A 19,338-nucleotide genomic window follows, 5' to 3' on the forward strand; every position below is an offset into this window, starting at 1 on the left:
AACGATATTTACCAGCCCATCACTTTCTTACAAAAAAAAATGAAAAATCCTTTATTGGTATACATTTTACGATACGGAAAGGATAGACGGCATCTCTCTGTCAAGATTATCGCGATTTTTTTATAACAGGCAGGTGGCTCATTATGCAGCGCTGCACAACCGTGCAGTTGACCATAAGGAGCTTAAAGTGTACGAACATTACGAAGGAAAATCCAAGTCGAACGTTGGCGAAGTCTCGCTTCCGGCATTCGTTGCCGAACGTGTCACACGCTATTATCGCGAACGCGTTCAAGGGAACTGGAACGGTGGCCATATTATGCGAGGACGTTTGCCTGGCCCCGACGCGTTGCATTTGTCGAGCAACGATTATTTGTCGATCGCCCGACACCCCGATATCCTCGAATCGATGTGCGCAAGCATAAAGTCGGAGGGCAATGGGATGCTGATGTCTGGCATATTTCTGCACGGTGCATGTCCGTTGCTTGAGCTCGAAGACAGGTTCGCCCGCTTCATGGGCTCGGAATCAGCCATTCTTTGTCAATCCGGCTATGCAGCGAATACCGGCTTGCTGCAGTCAATCGCTTCCGCCGAAACGCCCGTCTACCTCGACATGATGGCCCATATGTCGCTATGGGAAGGCGTGCAAAGCTCAGGCGCGAAAGCTGTCGCCTTTGCCCATAACGATGCTGACCATCTCGCGCGGCAAATCCGTCGTCATGGACCTGGCATCGTAGTCGTCGACTCGATCTACAGCACGAACGGCAGCGTTTGTCCGTTGGCCGACGTCGTCGACGTGGCAACAACGGCCGGCTGCGTGCTAGTCGTCGACGAATCCCATTCGCTCGGCACGCATGGGCCGGATGGCGCAGGGCTCGTCGTCGAGTTGGGGCTGACCGATCGTGTGCACTTCCGCACGGCGAGTCTCGCAAAAGCGTTCGCTGGCCGCGCGGGCGTGATCAGTTGCTCGAGCCGATTTCAGGAGTATTTCAAGTTCGAATCGCGTCCGGCGATCTTTAGCTCGACATTGCTTCCGCATGAAGCCGCCGCCTTGGAGGCCACGATCCTCGTGATCGAAAAGGAAGCGTGGCGGCGCACGCAGGTCGCAGAAAATGCACGGTACCTGCGCGAGCAACTCACGCGACTCGGTTATAACCTTAACGGGAGTGAAACTCAAATCATCGCACTCGAGTCCGGCACGGAGCAACGGACGATCAAACTACGCGACGCGCTCGAGTCGCATGGCATTTTCGGCTCGGTCTTCTGCGCGCCTGCCACCGCGAAAAACCGCGCGCTAATCCGGCTCTCCGTTCATGCGGCACTTACTCACGACGAGTTGCGGCGGATCGTCCAGGTCTGCGAAGCGATTCGCGATGAGGTCGAGCTCGATGACTGGCCGTCAACACAGCGGATGTACGCCAGCGCACGCGCGATCGACCGGATAGCGGCCATCAGGCAAGCAGTGTAAGCAACATGAACGCCTAAGCGTCAATCACATTGATGCGGGGGATTCACGCCAGTGAATCCCCTTTTTCATCTATCTGTCGATCAAGGCGGTCGAGATAGTCGTCGTAGGAAACGACGGAACCCAGCTCGAGGCCAGGCGGATTCTTGATGACGCTGCACGTATAGACTTGCTGGCCTCGCACGACCGTCGCGGAATGCATGTACGGCTGCCACGACGCGCACCCGATCGGATAGTACCCCTCCGAATCCGGAAAGTAAGGCGCACGATGGCCATTGTCCAGCTCGGCGAGAAACGCGGCGGGCGCGCCGCGCTCGACGGCGATTTCGCGGGTCGCGCGCAGCGCATCCTCGGTGTGCACGAGAAGCAGATAAGGTGCGCCTGCACTATCGAGCATCACGAGCCCCGTCGGGCGCGTTGACAGGTAATGCTCGACAATGCCGAGCTCGCGAAAGATCTCCGTCGCCTTCGCGGCGAATGCTGGATCAACCAGAAACCGGTACTCGGACAAGCCGAGCGCTTCGATGACCGTGCGTTGCGTCTGGTGCAGATACGCGCGCTTCAGCTCGTCGATCGCTTCATTGAGGACGGGAACGACGTGAACATCCTGTTTGCGAATGAACCGGTCAATAAGGCCTTCGTTGAAGCTCTTAACGGCCAGCTGTTCATTGGCCTTCCCGGTAAGAATGATCTTCTTGATGGCCGGATTGACGATGCGTCGGCAGACCTCCAGGCCGTTCATGCCCGGCATGTCATAGTCGACGACGACAACCGACGTCCTCTCGAATCGCCGCGCGTTGTGCATTTGGCGTCGGATCGCGTCGATCCGAATTGCGATCACCTCGTGGGCGTCACTCTGTTCCGTCCGATCGTGATAGCGGCAGAGGAAGTCTTCGGCGGCGAGCGGCTGGATCGCTTCGTCGTTGATAATGCTGATCGCGCGCTTTGCCGAATGGAAGAAGCGAAATGCCAATTGTGTGTCGAGCTGCAAGCTCAGATTGGCGAGAAAGGATGCACTGTCGTCAATGAAGCCGACCGTGGTCGGGAATGCGAAGGGTTCGATCATGATCATTAGGGCAACGGAAAGGTCAGTACAAACTGGGTGTACGCGTTCTTTGTCGACGTGCACTCGATCGTCCCGCCGATTGCCCGCATGACATCGCGACAGAAGGCCAATCCGATCCCGGCACCGAGCGAGACATCATCGTTGATCACCGAAGAGGTGCAAAAACGCGTAAAGATGTGGGGCAGCGCGTCGGGCTCGATTCCTGACCCGTTGTCGCGAAACACAAGACGGTTCGCTCGCTCCGAGGGGTGGAGCCGAATCGAAATGTTGCCATTGTCGATGCCGCTCAACGAGCGCAGCGCATTTTTGATGAGATTGAACAGCACGTGTACTATCAGCGTCTCCGAACCTTGAAACTCGAAGTCGTCAACGAGATCACAGCGGATTTGGTCGCGCTCGACTCCGCGGAACGGGTAGCGATGCAGGGTCGTTTCAACACAGCGCGCGATTGAGCAGCGCTCGGCCCCTTGATTGAAGCCGCCGGTAAAACGCGCATTGACGAGTAACATGTCGATCACCGAATTCGACAGCAAAGCCTCTTGTTCGATCCGTTCAAGCACGCCGTGCATCGACGACAGATGCGCGAAGCGGATTTTCGGAATGTGAAGGCCGCTGCGCTGCGCGAGGTCGTAGCTGGCGAGAAGCTGAGGCAGAAAGCGGCTTAGTCCCGCTGCGCCGGCACGGATCGCCAGGAGCGGCGTGCGAAGCTCATGCGCGACGCTGCCCGCAGTGGCGACCATCGCGCGCTCTTGCTCGAATCGAATGCGTGCCGTGTCGTAGTTGGCTACGGCACCGATGATGATCGCGAACGCAAGGATAGCGAGATGCGCGAAATATGGCGTATCGAGATGAACCGGCGTCGTAGTTAGGCAATAGGCGACGACGGCCAAGCCGACGCCCGCGACGAAGCTAAGCAGCAGCATGAGCCAGTCAAGCAGCAGCACCGCCACGAACGCGGCGATCAAGCTGCTCTCGACCCAAACCTGCGAGCCATCATTTTTCAACAACATGAACGTGAAGAAAAATGGTAGCGCATAGAGAATAATGGCGTACCAATAGTAGGGCAGAAACCCGCGCACGGCAGCCGGCCAGCGGTGATGAAACAAGACGGGCAGAAAGAGTATCGATCCGATGAGCCGCAGCGATAGGTTCTCGTAGCGTTGCGGAAAGACTTCGTGCCAGATGTAGTAATAGAGCGGGAAGCCGATAATGGCGACGATCGCGAACGGACGCAGGCGCCCCTCGACATATTGCATATTGCGCAATGCCGGTTCAAACGCTTTATGGATGCTGCGCTGCATCGAATTGCTTCGGCGCTGAACATGCATGCTGCTTCTCTCTCCAAATTTGTGTTTTTGATATGCCTTCAGCCCCATTCGTCCCTCGTCGAAATTTGAAGAATTCAGGCATTGGCAAATATACTAGCTTCCTGCAGTCCCCTCGCCAGCATGCTATCAGCAAAACCTCGCCACAAACGCCCCTCGCGGCTGATTGGTCTGGGCCGGCAGAGCTTCTGCCTCGGCCGACGAGTGTTGTTGCCGATTGATTTTAGAAGCCAGCGGCGCTTTTACCCTTCGACCCATTTTAGCGTGGGTATCTCGATGGCCTACAGGTTACGCCACGGTCCCGGCGAATGCCAAGCTGCGTGAGGATTAATTAACACACTCGTATTGACCCAGATCGGCAGCTTCGCGGCCAGGCTTGCCACATGTGGCCACGATGGCGCTACCCGGTCAGCTTCGTTTCCTTGTCCGCATGCTCGCCCGACAGGCAGGCGCCGCCGCGTTGCGCTTGCCAGTGCGCATGTCCGCGATCGTCTGCAGGCGCTCATGAGTATGCGAAGCTTCGCATATTGCAGAGGTTTTTTTGGTTAGCGGTCGCGGCAACACTCGAAGTCGCTGAAGGTCGATTCGGTCTGCGTGAAGTGCAGCATCATCAGTCGGATCGTCGCATCGTCCACATACACCAGCAGCGTGCAGGCCGGCGTCCGTTCCTCGAACCATCGATGATCGCTGCCAGTCGATCTGGCTCAACTCGCCCAAGCATGCCCGCGCCCTCGGCTGGTAAACCTTGGATGGACGCTGCCGGCGCGGAATCCACAGGCCGGAAGCCATCACCAGCGTACGAATCGATCATTGCGCATCCAAAGACACTCGCCGTCACAAATGATAAACACATCGCCATTAATCAATGGCATTACAACAACAGCGACAGCAACAATCAAGTCGAGTATTTAATAAATTAAATTATTGCCGTCGTTGTCGCTCCGCTCCACATCGCCCGTTCCGCTCGAGCGGCGCCCCGCCCCGTGCCCCCTCTCCCCAAGCGCACTTCGCCAGCGCGACGTCACCGATGCCGCCCAATCGACCGACAAGATCATTTCATATTTCTCACCAAATCCCGACTTGATTAACATCGAAATAATAAAAAATTAATCCATCAGAAAATATCTTGTAATTACAAAAACGACCTTCTAGCATGCCCCTGCGGTTCGCGACATGTCTCATATCAAAGTTTGTCCTTGATGCATTCCTCGAAAATCACGCTTTTATTCATAATCTGGGGGATTACATGAAGAAACTGTCTCGTCTGCTGTCCATCACCGCGATTACCCTCGCCAGTCTCAGCGCTTTTGCCCAAGCCGGCGACCAGCCGGCCGCGGTCGACAGGGCGCTGCAACTGATTCAGCAGAACCCGTCCGCCTTCAGCCTGGCTACCGGCAGCGCCGCTCGCACCTTGAAGTTCGCGGCGCCGCAGGCGAGCGCGCCGACGGACGGCGACCAGTTCCAGGTACGCGACGTGATCGTCGATCCTGACGGCACCGAACACGTGCGCTTCGACCGCTTCTACGCGGGTCTGCCCGTGATCGGCGGCGACGTCGTCGTCCATTCGAACCAGGGGCAGCTGAAACAAGCGAGCCTGACCCAGCCCGCGCCGATCGATCTCGCCGGCAAGATCGGCAAGGTCGGCGACCGCTTCGTGGTGCGCAACGCGCCCGACGTGGGCGCGACCAGGGTCAAGCGCATCGCGGCCGCGCGTTTCAACTCGGACGTGCGCCGCATCGATGACGCGGAGCTCGTCGTGTTCGCGCGCGACGTCACGCCGACGCTGGCCTACGCGGTGCGCGTATACGGCAAGGCGACCGACGCGCACGGCGACGCCGTGCTGTACTACGTCGATGCGCGCACGGGCACCGTGCTCGACGCACAGGACCTGATCAAGACCGCCGCCGCGACCGGCACCGGCCGCTCGCTGTACTACGGCAACCTGACGCTGACCACCGACCAGACCGGCACGAACGCGTACCGGATGCTCGATCCGACCCGCGGCAGCGGCTCCGTCTACGACGGCCGCGGGCTGATCGCGGAGGACGTCGAGCAAGCGACCGACCTGCCGATCTTCACGAGCAGCACGAACGTGTGGGGCAACAGTTCGACCACCGACCGGCAAACCGTCGCCGCCGACATCGATTACGGCCTCGCATTGACTTGGGACTACTACAGGACTACGCACAACCGTAACGGCATCTTCAACGACGGGCGCGGCGTGAAGAGTTTCGCGCACGTGGTGTTCGACACCGGCAGCGGCACGACCGGCGCGAACGCGGCATGGATGCCGTCGCACATCATGGTGTACGGCGACGGCCAGTCGGGCACGCGCCTGCCGAAGCCGGTCGTATCGGTCGACGTGGCCGGGCACGAGATGAGCCACGGCGTGACCGAGGCCACCGCCAACCTGAACTATTCGAGCGACGCGGGCGGCCTGAACGAATCGACGTCCGACATCTTCGGCACGCTCGTGAAGTTCTACGCGAACAATCCGAACGATCCCGGCAACTACGTGATCGGCGCGCGCGTGGTGAGCGGCGGCCTGCGCAAGATGTACAAGCAGGACCTCGATGGCCGCTCGTTCAGCTGCTATCCGTCCGGCGGTTTCTCGTGGTCGAATCCGCGTCACGATCCGCACTTCACGTCGGGCGTGGGCAACCGCTTCTTCTACCTGCTGTCGGAAGGCCCGGCGGTGCCGTCGACCGACACCGGCCTGTCGAGGACGCAGCTGGTCTGCAACGGCGACACGACCTTCAGCGGCCTGGGCCGCGAGAAGGCCGGCAAGATCTGGTACCGGACGCTGACCGTGTACCTGAACGCCAACTCGAGCTACCCGAGCGCGCGGCGTGCGTCGATCCAGGCGGCGAACGACCTGTATGGCGCGAACTCGGCCGAGAGCGCAACGGTCGCGCGCGCGTGGAGTGCGGTCGGGGTGAATTGATCGCGCTTGGGTGGGCGCATTGAACGCCGGAAGGTCGCGTGGCGGTCCTTCGCTTCGGAGGAAAGCGAACCGATCGAGCTCACGCGGCGCTCGGGCATGAGAAAGGCAAGTGTCGAGCGGCCGCCTGCGATTGCAGGCGGCCGATTGGCTTCGGACTCGGCCCGACGCTGATTGCGCTCGTCACCGATCGCGTGTTCGGCCATCCGATGATGATCGGCAACTCGATCGGCATCGTCTGCATGATCGCGGCCGCGCTCGCCATCGAAGCTGCGGTTGACGAAATTCGGCGCACAAGCCGAAACGGTGCACCGTCGAAGTCAACGCACCCAAAACGGGAAGCCATATGACGAAAAGCTTTCCATCAAACCCTATGCACGGATTCGAACAGGTTCAGTCCAAATTTGCATGCTGTTTGTGAGCGGAATTACGGCTGAATACTTTCGTGTCTGACCGTGCCCCTCGCTGTTGCCGGCGAGCCGCGACCAGGATGCCCGACGTGTCTCTACGCGTCGTGGTCGCAGGTGCCGGTGGGTCCTGATCGTCACGCGATCCGGATGAAAGCGATCACGCAAATGCAAGAGGGTGCAGCCATGGCATCGATTCCTGAACCGTCGCCGACCGGCGAAACCAACAAACGCAGCTGGCTCGAATCCCACGAGGCCGGCTATCACAAGACGCTCGGCAATCGACAGGTACAGATGATCGCGATCGGCGGTGCGATCGGCACGGGGCTTTTCCTCGGGGCCGGCGCGCGACTGCAGGCTGCGGGGCCGTCGCTCGCAATCGTCTACCTGGTGTGCGGCGTGTTTTCGTTCCTGATCCTGCGTGCGCTCGGCGAGCTGGTGATGCACCGGCCAAGCAGCGGCAGCTTCGTGTCGTACGCACGCGAATTCCTCGGCGAAAAAGCGTCTTTCGTCGCGGGCTGGATGTATTTCCTGAACTGGGCAATGACCGGCATCGTCGACATCACCGCGGTCGCGCTCTACATGCATTACTGGACGCCGTTCGCCGGTATTCCGCAATGGATCTTCGCGTTGATCGCGCTGTGCATCGTCGCCACCATGAATCTGATCGGCGTGAAGTGGTTCGCCGAAATGGAGTTCTGGTTTGCGTTGATCAAGGTCGCTGCGATCGTGCTTTTTCTCGGCATCGGCTCCGTGATCCTGGGCACCGGCGGACACGTCGCGGGCCATGACACGGGCATGCACCTGATCACCGACAACGGCGGTTTCTTCCCGCACGGACTGATGCCGGCGCTCGTGCTGGTGCAGGGCGTGGTGTTCGCGTTCGCGGGCGTCGAACTGGTCGGCACGGCCGCAGGCGAATGCAAGGATGCGCGCAAGGTGCTGCCGCGCGCGATCAACAGCGTGATTTGGCGCATTGCGATCTTTTACGTCGCGTCGGTCGTCCTGCTCGTCTGCCTGCTGCCCTGGAGCGCGTACAAGGCAGGGCAAAGCCCGTTCGTCACGTTCTTCGGCGCGCTCGGCGTTCCCGGTATCGGCTCGATGATGAATCTGGTGGTTCTGACGGCGGCGCTGTCGAGTCTCAACTCGGGGTTGTATTCGACCGGGCGCGTGCTGCGTTCGCTGTCGATGGGCGGCTCGGCGCCTGCGTTCCTCGGGCGGATGAGCGCGCAATCCGTGCCGTACGCGGGCATTCTCGTGACGGTCGCGATCTACGTGATCGGCGTGCTGCTCAACTATCTCGTGCCGTCGAGCGTGTTCGAGATCGTGCTGAACATCGCGTCGCTCGGCATCATCAGCACGTGGGGGTTCATCATCGTCTGCCAGATGAAATTCCGGGCGGCCGTCAAACGCGGCGAAGTGGGCGACGTGCCGTTCAGGATGCCCGGCGCGCCGGTGACATCGTGGCTCACGCTGCTGTTCCTGCTCGGCGTGCTGGTATTGATGGCATTCGACTACCCGAACGGCACGTGGACGATCGCGTCGATTCCGCTGGTCGCACTGCTGCTCGTCGCCGGCTGGAAGTGGTTAAGCGGCCGCGCGCGCCGTGCGTCGCTCAAACCGACGATTCCGTCGGTCACGCTCACGCAGAGCGTCCTCGAAAAGGGCGACGACTAGGCGACGCCCGATAGCGGATGGCGACCGGCCCGAGGCCGGCGGCCACCCCGCACGGCTCAGGGCAATCCCACGACACCGTTTGACGAAATGCTGGCTGGAGCGCAGGTTCGCCCGCGCGACTCGCAAGTCAAGACGTGGCTCGACACGCAGAATCCCGCGAGCCTCGCCCGGAAAGCCCACGACGGGGAGGACGTGTTCCGCGAGGCGGAACCCAAACTCGTCGGTGGAGCCCGGCACAGCGACTCCGCCCTCCCACGACACCAACATTTATTGTCCGCACTACACTGCACTTAGCCCCTGCCGCCGTTCAACGCCGCCATGTCCGCCACCGCCCTGCAATTCGCGCTGCTCGCCAAGCAGCAGGAAATCGCGTCGCTGCGCCGCGTGGCCGAACAGATCGAGCTGATCGACCTGCTCGGCCGCCTGATCCACGCGCTGCAGCGCGAGCGCGGCGCGACCAGCATCTATCTGGCGTCGCTCGGCCGGCGTTTCGTCGCGGAACGCGCGGCGGCACGCGACGAATCCGCACCGCTCGTCGCGCAGCTGCGCGAGCGCCTGGATCTGGAACTCGCGCCCGCGCGCGGCTCGACGTCGCGCCTGCTGTCGCTGATCGCATGGGTGCTGCTCGACCTGGAATCGCTGGATGCGCTGCGGGAACGGATCGACGGCATCGCGCTGTCCGCGCCGGACTCCGTCCAGGCGTTCAGCACCGTGATCGGCGGCCTGGTGGAGCTGATTTTCCAGCTGGCCGACAGTGCGGCGGATCCGTCGGTATCGCGCATGCTGATCGCGCTCGTCCACGTCGTCGAAGGCAAGGAGGAAGCGGGGCAGGAACGCGCCGTCGGCGTGCACATGTTCGCGGCGGGCGCGTTTTCGGCGGACCAGCAACAGCGCCTGCTGTATCTGATCGCGGCGCAGGAGCGCAGTCTCGAAGTCTTTGCGAATTTCGCGAGCGCCGAGCAAAACGCATGGCGGGAAACGCGCATGACGGGGCCGCACGTGGCGGCGCTCGAGAAGCTGCGACGCATACTGTGCACGGCGCAGGCCGGCGACACGCTCGATGCGGGCCTGAGCGAAGCCTGGTTCGACGCCGCAAGCGCCCGCATCGACGATCTCTGGCACCTTCAGATCGCGCTGACGCTGCAGGTGCGGGAAACGTGCGACGCGCGGATCGACGACGCGCATCGGACGCTGCGCGACTCCGAGCGCCTGATGGCGCAATTGCGGAACAACCCGCCGCCGCATATCCAGGCGCTCGCCCATTTCTTCGCCGGCGATCCGCTGTCGGCGCGCGCGGCGGTTCACGAACTGCCGGAGCGCCTCTCCGGCGCCGATCCGTCGACGCTCGCCAGCCTCAAATCCCTGCTGGAATCGCAATCGGCGCGACTGGCCGGCGCGGAGGTCGAACTCGACGCCGCACGTCGCGCACTTTACGAACGCAAGCTCGTGCAGCGCGCGAAAAACACGCTGATGACGCGCTTCAAGCTGCGGGAGGACGAGGCGTACCGGATGCTGCAGAAAGCGTCGATGGACCGCAACCGGCCGCTTGCCGATATCGCGGAAGACGCGCTGACGTCGCCCGAGCGATTCGTCGACGAGCACGCGCAGCCCGCCGCGCGGCGACGTGCGCAGCGAAGCGCGCCGAAGGCACCGCGCGACGACGGCACGACCTGACCTGTCCGGAGCGCGCGCCGCGCCACGCACCGCGGTAGCGCCCACAGCGCGTGCAGGAGGCGCGAATTGCACCGCGCGAGTGCGATTCGCGGCGATCGGCTCGCGAGCGCTGCCCCCGGCATGTCGCGCCCGGCCTGCCTGCATCGCGATTTCCCCGCCACTGGTATGAAAGTTGCGAACAACACGTTCGTCGGGCTAATGGCGGCCTGACGGTCGCGCCATGTCGAACCATGGCGGACGATCACGTGGATAACAGCGTCCGCGCCGGGCACTCGCCAGTCGCCCGCGTGCCCGGCGCGGTTTTTTTTTGCCCGCCCAACCTTACGAGCGCACACCATGGCCTACCTCACGCCCAACGAGTTCGTCACCAAGATGGTCGACGCCGGCGAATCGAAACTGTCGATGTCGACCCGCGATACGCTGATCCGCGCGTACATGGCGGGCGCGATCCTCGCGCTCGCGGCCGCGTTCGCGGTCAGCATCACGATCAACACCGGCAACGCGCTGGTCGGTTCGCTGCTGTTTCCGGTCGGATTCTGCATGCTGTACCTGCTCGGCTTCGACCTGCTTACCGGCGTCTTCACGCTCGCGCCGCTCGCGGTGATCGACCGCCGGCCCGGCGCGACCTGGGGCAGCGTGTTCCGCAACTGGACGCTGGTGTTCTTCGGTAATTTCGCGGGCGCGCTGACGGTCGCGCTGTTCATGGCGATCATCTTCACGTTCGGTTTTTCGGAGGCGCCGAACGCGATCGGACAGAAGATCGGCGGCATCGGCGAAGCGCGCACGCTCGGCTATGCGGCGCACGGCGCCGCCGGCATGCTCACGCTGTTCGTGCGCGGCGTGATGTGCAACTGGATGGTATCGACCGGCGTGGTCGCCGCGATGATGTCGACGTCCGTTCCCGGCAAGGTGATCGCGATGTGGATGCCGATCCTCGTGTTCTTCTACATGGGTTTCGAGCATTCGGTCGTGAACATGTTCCTGTTCCCGTCCGGCCTGATGCTCGGCGCCCACTTCACGATCGTCGACTATCTGCTGTGGAACGAGATCCCGACGGTGCTCGGCAACCTGGTCGGCGGGCTGCTGTTCGTCGGCGCGGCGCTGTACAGCACGCACTACAAGACCGCGCCGAAACGCGTACCCGCTTCGCCGGTGGGCGTCGTCGCGCGCAAGGCCTGATCGACCCGGGCAAGCCGCAACAGTCCGCCCCGGTGCCGTGGTCGCGCACCGGGGCGGCATTCGTCATTCGACGTTGTCCGTCACGTCCGTCATCCGGATCATGTGCGGGCGCACCGCGTCTTCGTCCGGCGCTTCGCCCGTCGGCTCCGGATGGATCAGCGCTTCGAGCCGCGCCTTGGTCGCGATGAATTCCGGCGTGTTGAACTGCGAATAACCGCGCGGGCGCGGCACCGGCACCTCGATCAGCTCCTGCACTTTGCCCGGATTGGCCTTCAGCACGAGAATCCGGTCCGCGAGCAAAATCGCCTCGTCGAGATCGTGCGTGATGAACAGCACCGTCACGTCGATGTTGCGCCAGATGTCGAGCAGGTGCGCCTGCATCTTCGCGCGGGTCTGCGCATCGAGCGCGCCGAACGGTTCGTCCATCAGCAGGATGCGCGGCCGGTTCGCGAGCGCGCGGGCAATCGCGACGCGCTGCTTCATCCCGCCCGACAACTGGTGCGGATACACGTCCGCGAAGCGCGTGAGCCCGACGAGATCGAGCCACTGCAGCGCCTCGCGCTCCGCCTCGCCGCTGCTGCTGCCGTTGCGCTTCAGGCCGAACATCACGTTCTTCTTCACGGTCAGCCACGGAAACAGCGTATAGCCCTGGAACACCATCCCGCGATCGGCGCCGGGGCCCTGCACGGGCTTGCCGTCGAGCAGCACGTCGCCGCTCGTCTGCGACTCGAGCCCGGCCAGGATGCGGATCAGCGTCGACTTGCCGCAACCGGACGGCCCGATCACGCAGACGAACTCGCGCCGGTGGGTGCGGAAGCTGATGTCGTCGAGCGCGACCACTTCGCCCTGCGGCGACCGGAAGCGCTTGCCGAGATGGCGCACGTCGAGGATCACGTCGCGCGCCTTCAGGCGTGCGAAGCGTTCGCTCACGGCGTCTGACTGGAGCAGGTAGTCGGGAAGGCTGTGCGGATTCTGCATGATCGTTTCTTCCGAAAGGATGCGGTAGGTCATCGTCTTCAGCCGTCACGCCTTCAGCGTGCGGTCCCATGGAAACAGCCGGCGGCCGAGCAGCGCGAGCACGATGTCGGTCCCGAGGCCGATGATCCCGATCATCAGGATCGCTGCATAGACGTTGTCGAAATGCTGGTAGCGCGCCTGCTGGCTGATGTACCACGTGATGCCCGAACTGGTGCCGACCAGCTCGGCGACGATCAGGTAGGTCCACGCCCAGCCGAGCAGGATCCGCTGGTCGCGATACAGGTCGGGCAGGATGCCCGGCACGACGACGTGCGCGATCAGCCCCGGCTTCTTCGTACCGAGCGTCAGCGCCGCCTCGAACAGCCCGTACTCGAGCTTGCGCGTGGTGTTCGCGACGATCAGCACCTGCTGGAAGAACGTCCCGATCACGATGATCGCGATCTTCGGCGCATCGTAGATGCCGAGGATCGCCACCATCAGCGCGCCGAACGCCGGTGCGGGCAGATAGCGGAAGAACTCGAAAAACGGCTCCTGCAGCCGCGCGAGCGCGCTGAAGGTGCCGCACACGATGCCGACCGGCACGCCGATCGCCGACGAGATCACGAAGCCCCAGAAGATGATGCGGATGCTGTGCCACAGGCTTTCATGAAGCCATACGCCGTCGCGCGATGCCGGCGGCGTCGTGAACGCCGTATAGAACGCGCGCAGCACCTGATGCGGCGCGGGCAGGTACACGGGGTTCGCGCGCTCGCCTTCGGGCACGGCCGCATGCGTCGCGCGCGCATGCGCGAGTTCGTCGTCGAACACGTCGCGGTCGATCTGCATGCCGGGCTGGAAATAATCGACGCTGCCGGGGTTCGTGATGCGCACCTGCGGATGCCAGACGAACGGCACGTAGCTGAGCACGCACCAGACGGCGAGCGGCAGCAGGAAGGACGCGACGCCGAGCGTCCACTTGCCGCGGGTCGACAGCTCGCGGCGCACCGCGAGCCAGTCGGTCGTATTGCGGGTCACTGACATGGTGAATCTCCGTATCGTGTTGCTTGCCGGTCGCGTGCGACCGGGCGTTCAGCGCGGCGCGCCGTTCGCACGGTAGGCACGCCAGCCGCCGAAGCGCGTGATGTCCACGGCGCCGTCGAGCGCGGCGGGTTCGCAGAGAAAGCCCTGCACCTGCGCGCCGTCCGCGAGCGTCAGCGTGCCGATGCCGAGCGGCGCGCCGATGCCGGCGACGAAGCTGCCGTAGGCCGCGACCGGCATCTCCCAGATCTCGACCGCGATCGCCGCGCCGTCCTCCGGCACGCGCACGAGGCCGGGCTTCGCGACGCCGCCCGACACGGCCTCGCTCAATGCGTAGAGGCGGTAGGACGGCGCGGTGGTCGTCGCGGCGACGAAGCGCGCGCCGCGCTGCGTGAGCTGCCCGTTCAGCGGCTCGCCGCGCAGATGCGCGCCGACGACGGCCACGCGCACGACGCCCGCCGGCGCGGCGAGCGGGAGCGTGATCGCACCGGAACGCTTGTCGCACACGGCGGCATGACGTTCGTTCGCACCTGCGTTTGCATGATCATCTGCATCTGCATTGGCGTTGCAAGCGCCCTCGCCCGCCGCGGCGTCGCCGTGCTGCGCAGCACCCCACGCGTCGGCCAGATCGAGCAGCATCGCGTCGTCGTGCGCACGGCCGACGAACGTGATGCCGAACGGAAAACCCGCATGCGGCCCGGTTTCGCAGACGCCCGCCGGCACCGCGATCGCGGACAGGTCGAGCAGGTTCACGAAGTTCGTGTAATAGCCGAAGCGCGCGTTGACGCCGATCGGATCGACTTCCAGTTCGTCGACGGTCGCGGTCGTCGCCGACGTCGGCATCACGATCGCGTCGATATCGTCCCAGGCGCGGGCCGCGTCGACGCGCAGCGCGGCGAGCCGGTCGAACGCCGCGAACGCGTCGGCGGCGCTGAAACGCGCCGCGCCGCCGACGATCTCGCGTATCACCGGATGCAGCGCGTCGGGCTGTTCCGCGAAGAACGCGCCGATCGCAGCCAGCCGCTCGGCGACCCACGGCCCTTCGTACAGCAGCCGCGCGGTCGCGAGGAACGCACTGAAATCGATCTCGACGATTCGTGCGCCGGTCGCCCGCAGGCGTTCGACGGCCGTCTGCCACGCGGCCCGATACGACGCGTCGCCGAAGAACTCGAGCTGATCGGCGCGCGGCATGCCGAAGCGCATGCCGGCGAGCGGCCGAGCGTGCCGCGCATGACGGCCGCTCGCATCGAGCAACGGCTGCCACGCGCGGCCGTACGGATCGCCGTCCGTCACGCCGTGCGCAACGGCGAACACCGCGCGCGCGTCGCCCGGCGCATGCGCGAACACCGACACGCAGTCGAGCGACCGGCAGGCCGGCACCACGCCGAGCGTGCTCAGCACGCCCTTGGTCGGCTTGAGCCCGACGAGCCCGTGAAACGCGGCCGGCACGCGGCCCGATCCGGCCGTGTCGGTGCCGAGCGCGAACGCGGCGACGCCGAGCGCGACGGCCACGGCCGATCCCGAACTCGATCCGCCCGACGCATAACGCGGATCGAGCGCATTGCGGCACGCGCCGTACGGCGAGCGCTGCCCGGACAGCCCCGTCGCGAACTGGTCGAGATTGGTCTTGCCGATCGGGATCGCGCCGGCGGCGATCAATCGCTCGACGACCGGCGCGCTGCGCGACGGCACATACGCGTAAGCAGGACACGCCGCCGTCGTCGGGATGCCGGCCAGGTCGATGTTGTCCTTGATCGCGAACGGCACGCCATACAGCGGCAGCGCGGCCATGTCGCGTCCGGCCAGCGCATCCGCGTAGCGCGTCATTTCGTCGTGCGTCAGCGGCCGGATCCACGCATGGTGCGGATCGCCCGCGTCGAAGTGCGCGGCGATCGCGTCGACGAGCGCATGCGGCGTCAGGCTGCCGGCCTCGTACCGCGCGCGCAGCGCGGCGATCAAGCGCAGCTCGGGTAGCGGATGACGATCGAAGGGCTTCATGCGACCTCCTCGGCCGCGCCGGCCTTCATCACCATCAGCCGCTGCCCGGCGACAACCGCCGCGCCCGGCACGCAATCGACCGTCTCGATCACGCCGTCTTCCATCGCCACCACGGACACCTCCATCTTCATCGATTCGAGAATCGCGACGACCTGCCCCTCGGTCACCCGCGCGCCGGTTTCGACCAGCACCTTCCATACGCTGCCCGACACGTCGGCGGTAATGCCGAGCTGTGCGTCGGCGAGCGTGTCGCCGGCCGCCGCCGTACCGGCACCGGCATCGCCCTGCCCGGCTTCGCCCGCAAATTCGGCGTGGCCGGCGGCCCGCCAGCGCTCGCGCTCGTCATCGAACGCGGCCTGCTGCATCGCCTTGAACGCGGCGATCGAGTCGGCCTCGTCGCGCAGGAAGCGGTTGTACGCGCCGAGATCGAACACGGATTCCTCGATCTTCAGCCCGGCACGGCCCGCTATGAAATCCGCGCGCAGTTCGGCCAGCTCGGCTTCGCCGACCTCGTAGAAACGGATCTCGTCGAAGAACCGCAGCAGCCACGGCTTGCCGGGCTCGAACGCGCGCGTCGTCCGGTGACGGTTCCACATCTGCACCGTGCGGCCGACGAACTGATAGCCGCCGGGCCCTTCCATCCCGTACACGCACAGGTACGCGCCGCCGATGCCGACCGCGTTCTCCGGCGTCCACGTGCGCGCCGGGTTGTACTTGGTCGTCACGAGCCGGTGCCGCGGATCGAGCGGCGTCGCGACGGGCGCGCCGAGATAGACGTCGCCGAGCCCCATCACCAGATAACGCGCGTCGAACACGATGCGCTTCACGTCGTCGATACTGTCGAGGCCGTTGATCCGGCGGATGAACTCGATATTGCTCGGGCACCACGGCGCATCCGGCCGCACCGACTGCATGTAGCGCTCGATCGCGACGCGCGTCGACGGGTCGTCCCACGACAACGGCAGATGCACGATCCGGTTCGGCACGCGCATGTCGGCGACGTCGGGCAGCTCGCGCTCGGCTGCCTGCAGATGCGCGAGCAGCGCATCGAGCGGTAGCGCGTGCGCATCGAAATGCACCTGCAGCGAACGAATGCCGGGCGTGAGGTCGAGCATGCCGGGCAGCCGGTGCGCATCGAGCCAGCACATCAGCGCGTGCACGCGAAAACGCAGGTTCAGGTCGAGCACGAGCGGGCCGTATTCGATCAGCACGTTGCGGTCGCCCGAGCGCCGGTAGACGACGCCGATGCCGTTGCCGGCCGAGGGATCGCGGTACAGCACGCAGTCGTTCGGCGCAGCCGCGTTCGACCAGGAAGCCGGTGCCGGCGATGCGCGCTCGGGAGCCGCGGCCACGCGCGCGAACTGCACGGTGTCGCCCGGCCGCAACTGCCCGAGCTTCCACAGCTCGTCGCGCACGACCGTCACCGGGCACACGAAGCCGCCGAGGCTCGGCCCGTCGGGCCCGAGTATCACCGGCATGTCGCCGGTGAAATCGACCGCGCCGATCGCATACGCGTTGTCGTGGATGTTCGACGGATGCAGGCCCGCCTCGCCGCCGTCCGTGCGCGCCCATTGCGGCTTCGGGCCGATCAGCCGCACGCCCGTGCGGCTCGAGTTGTAATGGACCGTCCAGCGCGTGTCGTACAGCATCGCGATGTCGTCCGCGGTGAAGAAATCCGGCGCGCCGTGCGGGCCGTCGAGCACGCCTAGCGTCCATGCGTGCATCAGCGCGGGCCGGTCGGCTTCGGCCAGCGTCTTGCCGGCTTCGCCGCGCCCCGCATCCGCATGCAGGTGCAGCACGTCGCCCTTGCGCAGCGCGCGGCCCGCGTGGCCGCCGAACTGGCCGAGCGTGAAGGTCGCCTTGCTGCCCAGATAGTCGGGCACCTGCAGCCCGCCCTTCACCGCAAGACACGCGCGCACGCCGGCGCCCGTCACGCCGCCCAGCTTCAGCACCGCGCCGGGCGCCGCGTGCAGCACCTGCCAGAACGGTGCGGATGCGCCGTCGAGCGTCGCGGCGAGCGGCGCGCCGCCGAGCACGAACAGCGTGTCGGTGTTGAAGCGCAGCGTCGCGCCGACCATCGTGAACTCGAGGCCGGCGGCGTCATGCGGATTGCCGAGCAGCGCATTCGCGAGATCGAACGCGCGGTCGTCCATCGGCCCGGACGGCGGCACGCCGACGGCCCAGTAGCCGACGCGGCCCGGCGTCTGCTGCACGGTCGTCTGCACGCCGCCGTCGAGCACGTCGATCGTGTGCGGTGCGAATGCGAAACGCGACAGGAACGCGGTCGTTTGCGCACCGCGCGCGAACGTGTCGGAACCGGCGATCGCGCGCAGGTAGTCGAGATTGGTCTCGATCCCGTACAGCTCGGTGGCGGCCAGCGCGTCGCGCAATGCCGCGAGCGCATCGCCGCGCGTGTCGCCGCGCACGATCAGTTTCGCGAGCAGCGGATCGTAATACGCGCTGACCTCGGTGCCCGCGTCGATCCACGTATCGACGCGCACCGCGTCCGGAAACGCGACATGCGTGAGCACGCCCGCGCTCGGCCGGAACTGCTGGTGCGGGTCTTCCGCATAGAGCCGCACCTGAATGCTCGCGCCGCGCGGCGCGACGGCGAGCGTATCGAGCGGCGGCAGGTCGCCTTCGGCCTGCAGGATCATCCATTCGACGAGATCGATGCCGGTCACGGCTTCCGTCACGCAATGCTCGACCTGCAGCCGCGTATTCACCTCGAGAAAATAGCAGCGGCGCTCGCGCGCATCGAACACGAACTCGACCGTGCCGGCCGACGCATAGGCGACCGCGCGTGCGAGCCGCACCGCGCTCGCGTGCAGCGCGGCGCGCTCGCCGTCGGCGAGATCCGGCGCGGGCGTTTCCTCGATCACCTTCTGGTTGCGCCGCTGCACCGAGCAGTCGCGCTCGCCGAGCGCGATCACGCCGCCGCGCCCGTCGCCGAAGATCTGCACCTCGATGTGCCGCGCGTGCTCGACGAACTTCTCGAGATAGACGCCGGCATGCGCGAAGTTCGCGCTGCCGAGCCGCACGACGGATTCGAACGCCGCCGCGAGCTGCGCGGCGTCGCGGCACAGCGACATGCCGATGCCGCCGCCGCCCGCCGTGCTCTTCAGCATCACCGGATAGCCGATCGCATCGGCTTCGGCGAGCGCCGTCGCGACATCCGCGAGCAGCCCGGTGCCCGGCAGCAGCGCGACGTCGTGCTCGCGTGCCAGTTCGCGCGCGGTGTGCTTGAGGCCGAACGCGCGCATCTGCGCGCCGCTCGGCCCGATGAAGCGCAGGTCGGCGGCCTCGCATGCGTCGGCGAACTCGGCATTCTCCGACAGAAAGCCGTAGCCGGGATGCACCGCCTGCGCACCGGTCGCGCGCGCCGCAGCGAGGATCGCGGCGACGTTCAGGTAGCTGTCGGCCGCCGGCGCGGCGCCGACGCAGACGGCTTCGTCGGCGAGCGTCACGTGGCGCGTATCGCGATCGGCTTCCGAGTAGATCGCGACCGACGCGATGCCGAGCCGCTTCAGCGTGCGGATCACGCGGCAGGCGATTTCGCCGCGGTTCGCGACGAGGACTTTTGCGAATCTCATGTTGCCTCCCGCTGGGCCGCC

General features: G+C 64.9%; 12 protein-coding genes and 1 pseudogene. 6 read left to right on the forward strand and 7 right to left on the reverse strand.

What is annotated here, in order from left to right; genetic code table 11:
- The first annotated feature begins 187 nt into the window (after positions 1-187).
- The gene (gene cqsA, locus ACPUER_RS08920) at positions 188-1,465 is read left to right on the forward strand and encodes an alpha-hydroxyketone-type quorum-sensing autoinducer synthase (protein WP_175962973.1); all 1,278 of its coding nucleotides are present in this window, start codon (positions 188-190) and stop codon (positions 1,463-1,465) included.
- Positions 1,466-1,508: 43 nt separating this feature from the next.
- On the opposite strand, the gene ACPUER_RS08925 is transcribed toward cqsA, so the two are convergent.
- From ACPUER_RS08925 to ACPUER_RS08935, 3 genes and pseudogenes are all read right to left on the reverse strand, one after another.
- Complete coding sequence (locus tag ACPUER_RS08925; protein ID WP_425130886.1) at positions 1,509-2,534, reverse strand: response regulator; 1,026 nt, start codon at positions 2,532-2,534, stop codon at positions 1,509-1,511.
- A complete protein-coding gene (locus tag ACPUER_RS08930) occupies positions 2,534-3,904 on the reverse strand; it encodes a sensor histidine kinase (protein WP_244137389.1) in 1,371 nt (456 codons plus the stop codon). The genes ACPUER_RS08925 and ACPUER_RS08930 overlap by 1 nt, the downstream gene beginning before the upstream one ends.
- Positions 3,905-4,407: 503 nt before the next feature.
- Positions 4,408-4,636: pseudogene (locus ACPUER_RS08935) on the reverse strand (ISNCY family transposase); the annotation flags it as partial.
- 463 nt (positions 4,637-5,099) lie between these two features.
- On the opposite strand from ACPUER_RS08935, the gene ACPUER_RS08940 reads away from it, so the two are divergent.
- The 5 genes from ACPUER_RS08940 (at position 5,100) to ACPUER_RS08960 (ending at position 11,731) form a co-directional block, all read left to right on the forward strand.
- Positions 5,100-6,797 carry a M4 family metallopeptidase gene (locus ACPUER_RS08940; protein WP_175962975.1) on the forward strand — a complete coding sequence of 566 codons (1,698 nt, stop codon included), beginning with the start codon at positions 5,100-5,102 and terminating at the stop codon, positions 6,795-6,797.
- Between the two features lie 38 nt (positions 6,798-6,835).
- Entirely contained in the window at positions 6,836-7,144 is a 309-nt protein-coding gene (locus ACPUER_RS08945) for a hypothetical protein (RefSeq protein ID WP_425130887.1), read from the forward strand.
- A 243-nt stretch (positions 7,145-7,387) separates the two neighbouring features.
- Positions 7,388-8,878: an L-asparagine permease gene (gene ansP / locus ACPUER_RS08950; RefSeq protein WP_310136449.1), complete on the forward strand. Its 1,491-nt coding sequence runs from the start codon at positions 7,388-7,390 to the stop codon at positions 8,876-8,878.
- Positions 8,879-9,196: 318 nt separating this feature from the next.
- Positions 9,197-10,552: a nitrate- and nitrite sensing domain-containing protein gene (locus ACPUER_RS08955; RefSeq protein WP_425130888.1), complete on the forward strand. Its 1,356-nt coding sequence runs from the start codon at positions 9,197-9,199 to the stop codon at positions 10,550-10,552.
- 336 nt (positions 10,553-10,888) lie between these two features.
- Positions 10,889-11,731: a formate/nitrite transporter family protein gene (locus tag ACPUER_RS08960; protein ID WP_425130889.1), complete on the forward strand. Its 843-nt coding sequence runs from the start codon at positions 10,889-10,891 to the stop codon at positions 11,729-11,731.
- A 63-nt stretch (positions 11,732-11,794) separates the two neighbouring features.
- Here ACPUER_RS08960 and ACPUER_RS08965 read toward each other — a convergent pair whose 3' ends face one another.
- Genes ACPUER_RS08965 through uca form a run of 4 tightly spaced genes read right to left on the reverse strand, consistent with a single transcriptional unit; the run spans position 11,795 to position 19,317 of the window.
- Positions 11,795-12,709 (reverse strand): ABC transporter ATP-binding protein, encoded by a 915-nt coding sequence (locus ACPUER_RS08965; RefSeq protein WP_174417228.1) that lies wholly within the window; start codon positions 12,707-12,709, stop codon positions 11,795-11,797.
- Between the two features lie 45 nt (positions 12,710-12,754).
- The gene (locus ACPUER_RS08970; RefSeq protein ID WP_425130890.1) at positions 12,755-13,729 is read right to left on the reverse strand and encodes an ABC transporter permease; all 975 of its coding nucleotides are present in this window, start codon (positions 13,727-13,729) and stop codon (positions 12,755-12,757) included.
- Between the two features lie 48 nt (positions 13,730-13,777).
- The gene (atzF, locus tag ACPUER_RS08975) at positions 13,778-15,724 is read right to left on the reverse strand and encodes an allophanate hydrolase (RefSeq protein WP_425130891.1); all 1,947 of its coding nucleotides are present in this window, start codon (positions 15,722-15,724) and stop codon (positions 13,778-13,780) included.
- Positions 15,721-19,317: an urea carboxylase gene (gene uca / locus ACPUER_RS08980; protein WP_425130892.1), complete on the reverse strand. Its 3,597-nt coding sequence runs from the start codon at positions 19,315-19,317 to the stop codon at positions 15,721-15,723. Before uca ends, atzF begins: the two co-directional genes overlap by 4 nt.
- Positions 19,318-19,338 lie beyond the last annotated feature (21 nt).

Source organism: Burkholderia sp. DN3021, assembly GCF_049805555.1.
Lineage (GTDB): Bacteria > Pseudomonadota > Gammaproteobacteria > Burkholderiales > Burkholderiaceae > Burkholderia > Burkholderia pyrrocinia_C.

Coding starts and splice junctions, on each gene's coding strand:
- uca (WP_425130892.1), bottom strand. CDS start 19,317: ATGAGATTCGCAAAAGTCCTCGTCGCGAACCGCGGCGAAATCGCCTGC.
- ansP (WP_310136449.1), top strand. CDS start 7,388: ATGGCATCGATTCCTGAACCGTCGCCGACCGGCGAAACCAACAAACGC.
- ACPUER_RS08955 (WP_425130888.1), top strand. CDS start 9,197: ATGTCCGCCACCGCCCTGCAATTCGCGCTGCTCGCCAAGCAGCAGGAA.
- ACPUER_RS08930 (WP_244137389.1), bottom strand. CDS start 3,904: ATGGGGCTGAAGGCATATCAAAAACACAAATTTGGAGAGAGAAGCAGC.
- atzF (WP_425130891.1), bottom strand. CDS start 15,724: ATGAAGCCCTTCGATCGTCATCCGCTACCCGAGCTGCGCTTGATCGCC.
- ACPUER_RS08925 (WP_425130886.1), bottom strand. CDS start 2,534: ATGATCATGATCGAACCCTTCGCATTCCCGACCACGGTCGGCTTCATT.
- ACPUER_RS08970 (WP_425130890.1), bottom strand. CDS start 13,729: ATGTCAGTGACCCGCAATACGACCGACTGGCTCGCGGTGCGCCGCGAG.
- ACPUER_RS08965 (WP_174417228.1), bottom strand. CDS start 12,709: ATGCAGAATCCGCACAGCCTTCCCGACTACCTGCTCCAGTCAGACGCC.
- ACPUER_RS08960 (WP_425130889.1), top strand. CDS start 10,889: ATGGCCTACCTCACGCCCAACGAGTTCGTCACCAAGATGGTCGACGCC.
- ACPUER_RS08940 (WP_175962975.1), top strand. CDS start 5,100: ATGAAGAAACTGTCTCGTCTGCTGTCCATCACCGCGATTACCCTCGCC.